The following is a 630-nucleotide window of genomic DNA, read 5'->3' on the forward strand; positions in this document are numbered from 1 at the left end:
TGGTATGGCTGCGCTATGTTGTGTTACGTGACCCCTAAGGAGCACTTGGGGCTTCCAAATAAAGAAGACGTTAAAACCGGTATGATCACCTACAAGCTAGCTGCGCATGCTGCGGATTTAGCAAAAGGGCATCCTGGAGCACAAGTTCGTGACAATGCTTTATCAAAGGCACGTTTTGAATTCCGCTGGGAAGACCAATTTAACCTCGCTTTAGACCCCGATACGGCACGTGCATTTCATGATGAAACGCTACCGCAAGAGTCTGGAAAAGTAGCGCACTTCTGCTCAATGTGCGGCCCTAAATTCTGCTCAATGAAGATTTCTCAAGAAGTCAGGGAGTATGCCAAAGATACAGAGCAAGTTGCCGCGGATCAGGCGATTTCTATCAAGATTTAGATGACCCGCTGGAAGGCATGCGTAAGAAGTCTGAAGAGTTTCGTGCGACAGGCTCAGAGCTTTATCACCCAGCCGTGCACGCCGAGGCGGATGAGTAATGACTAAAATCCTTATTCCGTCGTCGTTAATTCCGCTGACAGGATCTGTTCAGCAGTGCTTATTGTTGGCGAAAGAACAGGGTTTTAGTATTGATGAGATTGAGTTGGGCGTAAGCCCGACTCAATTTATTCAACT

2 pseudogenes are annotated in these 630 nt (G+C 47.5%); both read left to right on the forward strand.

What is annotated here, in order from left to right:
- Positions 1-494: pseudogene (locus R7Q09_RS26525) on the forward strand (phosphomethylpyrimidine synthase ThiC); the annotation flags it as partial.
- A pseudogene (thiE, locus tag R7Q09_RS26530) lies at positions 494-630 on the forward strand (thiamine phosphate synthase); the annotation flags it as partial. The pseudogenes R7Q09_RS26525 and thiE, both read left to right, overlap by 1 nt.

The sequence above is a fragment of the Vibrio sp. 2130-1 genome, from assembly GCF_033339515.1.